This window comes from Mesorhizobium sp. M7A.F.Ca.CA.002.05.1.1 (assembly GCF_003998335.1).
Lineage (GTDB): Bacteria > Pseudomonadota > Alphaproteobacteria > Rhizobiales > Rhizobiaceae > Mesorhizobium.
Genome location: NZ_RZQI01000417.1, coordinates 1 through 5,076, shown reverse-complemented (window position 1 = coordinate 5,076; position 5,076 = coordinate 1). Strand labels below are relative to the sequence as shown.

Here is a 5,076-nt window from a genome sequence, read left to right as displayed (position 1 = left end):
GTCCAGACCGTCGGTGAGGTTCACAGCATTGCCTGCTCCGACGATGACGAAGCAGGAGAACGGAATGAAGAACCAGCCGAGATTGACGATGAATTCCTTGGCGAAGGGAAACGTCAGCGACGAAGAGAACGGCGCCTGGCCATTGTGCATGATCACCCAGGCGGCGATGCCGGCGATAACGAATTCAAGCGCCAGCCTTGCCTTGCCGGAAAAGCCGAGATGTGACTGTTTCGTCACCTTCAGATAGTCGTCGTAGAAGCCGATCGAGCCGAAGCCCAGCGTCACCAGCAGCACCACCCAGACATAGATGCTCGACAGGTTGGCCCACAAAAGCGACGAGCCGATGATGCCCGACAGGATCATCAGTCCGCCCATGGTCGGCGTGCCGGCCTTCTTGAAATGCGTCTGCGGTCCGTCGGCGCGGATCGGCTGGCCCTTGCCTTGCCGCAGCCGCAGCGAATTGATGATGGTCGGCCCGAAGATGAAGACGATCAGCGCCGACGTGATCAGCGCCCCGCCGGTGCGGAAGGTGATGTAGCGGAAGACATTGAAGACCGAGACCTTGTCCGCAAAATCGACGAGCAGTGTAAACATGCGCTTTTCGTCCCCCGACCTAGGTCTGTTTTCTGGCTGTCGATTCAGCCGGGAATTTGCCCAGCAGCGCATCGACCAGTTTTGCAAAGCCGATGCCCTTCGACGATTTGATCATCACCACGTCGCCCGGCTTGAGCGCGGCAAGCAGCACCGGCTTCAACTCCTCGACACCGGCGCGGTATTCCGTCTTGATCTCAGCCGGCAGCGCTTCTGCCAGCGCCCGCATTTCCGGGCCGCCGAGAAAGACGGTCCGCGTGCCCGTGCCGACGATGAGGTCGGCAAGGGCTGCATGCAGCTTGGCCGAATGGTCGCCAAGTTCGAGCATGTCGCCGAGCACGGCGATGCGGCGGCCCTCGCCCGTCACAGGCGTCGCGTTGAGCAATGCCATGGCAGCAGCCATCGATGCCGGATTGGCGTTGTAGCTTTCGTCGATCAGCGTGATCAGTCCACCTGGGTAGCTCGAAGTCGAGCCACCTGGGTGGCTCGAAGTCGAGCCACCGGGATGGCGCAGCACATGGCGCTTGCCGCGCCCGCGTTCGGCAGAGAGATCGGCCAGTGCTGAAGCCACCTTGTCGAGATCGGCGCCGACCAGATGCGCAGCACCCAGCACCGCCAGCACGTTCTGCACCATATGGCGGCCGGGCGCGCCGATCCGCGCCGCCACTTCGTGGCCGCCGATCCTGGCGATGATGTCGGAATGATCCGCATGCAGTTCGCATTTGGTGAGCTTGAAGGTAGAGCGCGCATTCTCGCCGAAGCCGTAGACGTGCTCGACACCGGCGGCATGGGCCATCTTGTCGAGCAGCTTGAAGCGCGCATCGTCGCGGTTGAGGATGGCGGCCCCCTCGGGCTCCAGCCCTTCGAAAATCTCGGCCTTGGCCTTGGCAATCTCGTCGAGATTGCGGAAAAAGCCGAGATGCGCCGCCGCGATCATGGTGACGATGGCGACATGCGGCCTCACCATTTTTACCAGCGGCCGGATTTCGTCGGGATGGTTCATGCCGATCTCGAATACGGCATAGTCGCAATCATCAGGCATGCGCGCCAAGGTCAGCGGCACGCCCCAGTGATTGTTGAAGGACTGCGCCGAGGCGTGCACCTTGCCGACGGCTTGCAGCACATGGCGCAGCGCTTCCTTGGTCGTGGTCTTGCCGGCCGAACCGGTCACAGCGATGATTTTCGCGCTCGAGCGGGCGCGCGACGCAATTCCAAGCTTTTCCAGTGCGACCAGCACGTCCTCGACGACGATGATCGGCGCCGTCAGCCGGCCGAGCGACGGCAGCTTGCCTTCGGCCACCACCAGCACGCCGGCGCCGGCCTTGATGGCGGCGGTGGCGAAGTCATGGCCGTCCATCGCCTCGCCCTTGATGGCGAAGAAGGCGTCGCCCGGCTGCAGGCTGCGGCTGTCGATCGAAATGCCGGAAATGCCTTCCGGCATCGGCCCCAACGGCCGCCCGTCCATGGCGGCAACCAGCGCCTCGCAGGTCCACAGCAAGCTCATGCGGCACGCTCCGTAAGTGCCGCGCGAACTTCCTCGTGATCGGAGAAATGCAAGGTCTCGGAGCCGATCGTCTGGCCTTCCTCGTGCCCCTTGCCGGCCACGATCAGCGTGTCGCCGGCATGCAGCATGGCAACCGCCTCGTGGATCGCCTGGCGCCGGTCGCCGATCTCGATGGCACCGGGGGCGGCGGCCAAAATAGCGGCGCGGATCGTTTTCGGCACTTCGGAGCGCGGATTGTCGTCGGTGACGATGACGACATCTGCAAGCCGCGTTGCAATCTCGCCCATGATCGGTCGCTTGCCGCGGTCGCGGTCGCCGCCGCAGCCGAACACGACGATGACGCGGCCGGTGGTGAATGGGCGCACCGAGGACAGCACGTTTTCCAGCGCGTCGGGCTTGTGGGCATAATCGACATAGACCGGCGCGCCATTGCCGGTGGTGCCGACGAGGTCGAGCCGGCCCGGGGCGCCCTTCAATTTCTCCAACGCCAACAATGCCTTGGCTACAGGTGTTCCCGTGGAAATGGCAAGACCCGCCGAAACCAGCGCATTCGAAATCTGGAAATCACCGGCCAGCGGCAGGTCGATCTCGTAGAGCACGCCATCGGCCTCGACCTCGGCCCGCTGGCGGTGGCGCTCGTGCTCGACCCGCTTCAGCCTGAGGAAATCGCCATGGCGGCCGACCGTCAGCACTTCGAGCCCGGCGGCCCGCGCCGCCTGAATCGTCGGTGCCGACCATGGATCGTCGGCGAAGATGACGGCCGGTGCGCCTTTCGGCAGCAGCGCATCGAACAGACGCAGTTTGGCGCGGTGATAGTCCTCGATGGTCGGATGATAGTCCATATGATCGCGGCCGAGATTGGTGAAGCCGCCGGCCGCCAGCTTCACACCGTCCAGACGGCGCTGGTCGAGCCCATGGCTGGAAGCCTCCATCGAAGCGTGGGTAACGCCGGCATCCGCCAATTCCCGCAGCAATTGATGCAGGGCGACCGGATCGGGTGTCGTCAGCGAGCCATAGTCGTTGCGCCCAGGCGCCACCACGCCAGTGGTGCCGATCGAAGCGGCGGCATAACCGGACTGCTCCCAGATCTGCCTGGTGAAAGCCGCGACCGAAGTCTTGCCGCTGGTGCCGGTCACCGCGACCATTATCTCAGGCTGCTTGCCGAAATAGCGGGCCGCACTCAGCGCCAACGCCAGGCGCGGATCGTCGACTGCCAATACCGGGACCGACAGCCCGGCAATGGTGCTGCCCTTGCCCGCTACGATCGCGGCCGCACCGCGCGCGGCGGCGTCGGCGGCATAAACGGCACCGTCGGCCTTGGTTCCCGCGAGCGCAAAGAAGACAACACCCGCTTTTACCTGACGGGAATCCGAAGAAATCCCTGTAACCTCCAGATCGACGGAAGCTATTCCCTCGACGGGCAGGATACCGGCTAGATCTCTGAGCTTCATCGAGTCCCGTTCACCGCAACAAAATAGCGCGCTGTTGCCGGCGCGCCCTAAGAATCACTGATAGGAAACCAGCGTTGCACCATTTTCATGGCTGAAATCTGGCTTCACGCCAAGCATGGCAGCTGAACGCCTGATGATATTGCCGGCCATGACCCCCGCATTTGCGGCCGCGACATCCGTCATGCCAGGCTTTTCCGGGTGCGGGGCATCGGCAATGGTAAACACCAGATACTGCGGATCGTCCATCGGGAAGGCGGCGACGAAAGTGTTGAAATTCAAGTCCTTGGAGTAGCGGCCATTGACGACCTTCTCGGCCGTTCCGGTCTTGCCACCAACGCGGTAGCCGGGGACTCTGGCGTTTCGGGCAGAGCCCTTCTCGGCATTGAGCGAATAGAGGTAGCGCATGCCTTCGACGGTCTTTTCGCTCACCACTTTCTTGGCGGTGGCCATCGCTTCCGCCTGCGTGCGCACCAAAAAGGTAGGGTTCATCAGGAAGCCGCCATTCATCAACGCCGCGCAGCCCACAGCCGCTTGCAGCGGCGTCGTCGACACGCCATGGCCGAAGGCGATGGTGAATGAATTGACCTGTTTCCAGACCTTCGGTTCAGTCGGACGGGCAGTCTCCGGCAATTCGGTCTGCATCCTGTCCAGAAGGCCAAGGCGATGCAGGAATTCGCGATGGCCCTCGATGCCGACCATCTCGGCTTCCCTGGCCGACCCGATGTTGGACGAATAGAGGAACACCTCCGGCAACGACAGCACACGGTTCTTGCCGTGGAAATCGTGAATGGCCTGATGGCCGACGCGGATTGGATGCGAAGCATCGAAGCGGCTCGCCATCGTCGCCTTGCCGGAATCGAGCGCCATGGCTGAGGTGAAGCTCTTGAAGGTCGAGCCCATCTCGTAGAGGCCCGCCGACATGCGATTCAGCCGGTCCTTGTCCTGTGCATTGTAGGGATTGTTCGGATCGAAATCCGGCACCGAGGCCATGGCCACCACTTCGCCGGTCTTGACGTTGAGCACGACGGCGCCGGCGCCCATGGCACGATAGCGCTCCAGGCCGGCGGCGATCTCGTCGCGCACCACATGCTGCACGCGCAGATCGATCGAAAGCTTTACCGGCTTGAGATCCTTGGCAATGGCAAGGCCCGATGCCTGCAGGTCGCTCAAGCCTTGCTCGTCGACATATTTCTCCATTCCGGAGATGCCCTGGTTGTCGATGTTGGTGAGGCCGACAATGTAGGACGAGGTCTCGCCGCTCGGATAGAAGCGGCGCTTTTCGGTACGGAAGCCGAAACCGGGAATGCCGAGTTGCATGATGTCGGACTGTTGCTTGGGCGTCAGCTGCCGCTGCAGCCAGACGAAACCGGCGCCGCTCTTCAGCTTGTGGTAGGTCTGCTCATAGTCGATGTCCGGAAGCACCGTCGACAGCTTCTCGATCGCCTCGTCGGCGTCGACAATCCGGCGTGGTTCTGCAAACAGCGACGCTGTCTTGATATCCGTGGCCAGCACTTCGCCGTTGCGGTCGAC

3 protein-coding genes and 1 pseudogene are annotated in these 5,076 nt (G+C 62.8%); all 4 read right to left on the bottom strand.

Annotated features, from left to right (window positions below; translation table 11 throughout):
* Positions 1-594: pseudogene (gene mraY / locus EN939_RS20310) on the bottom strand (phospho-N-acetylmuramoyl-pentapeptide-transferase); the annotation flags it as partial.
* A gap of 19 nt (positions 595-613) precedes the next feature.
* The gene (locus EN939_RS20305; protein WP_127269411.1) at positions 614-2,095 is read right to left on the bottom strand and encodes a UDP-N-acetylmuramoylalanyl-D-glutamyl-2,6-diaminopimelate--D-alanyl-D-alanine ligase; all 1,482 of its coding nucleotides are present in this window, start codon (positions 2,093-2,095) and stop codon (positions 614-616) included.
* Complete coding sequence (locus tag EN939_RS20300) at positions 2,092-3,546, bottom strand: UDP-N-acetylmuramoyl-L-alanyl-D-glutamate--2,6-diaminopimelate ligase (protein WP_127269410.1); 1,455 nt, start codon at positions 3,544-3,546, stop codon at positions 2,092-2,094. The genes EN939_RS20305 and EN939_RS20300 overlap by 4 nt, the downstream gene beginning before the upstream one ends.
* A 54-nt stretch (positions 3,547-3,600) precedes the next feature.
* Positions 3,601-5,076 (bottom strand): peptidoglycan D,D-transpeptidase FtsI family protein (locus tag EN939_RS20295; RefSeq protein ID WP_164751103.1); only part of this gene is annotated, 1,476 nt, incomplete at its 5' end.

Coding starts and splice junctions, on each gene's coding strand:
- EN939_RS20305 (WP_127269411.1), bottom strand. CDS start 2,095: ATGAGCTTGCTGTGGACCTGCGAGGCGCTGGTTGCCGCCATGGACGGG.
- EN939_RS20300 (WP_127269410.1), bottom strand. CDS start 3,546: ATGAAGCTCAGAGATCTAGCCGGTATCCTGCCCGTCGAGGGAATAGCT.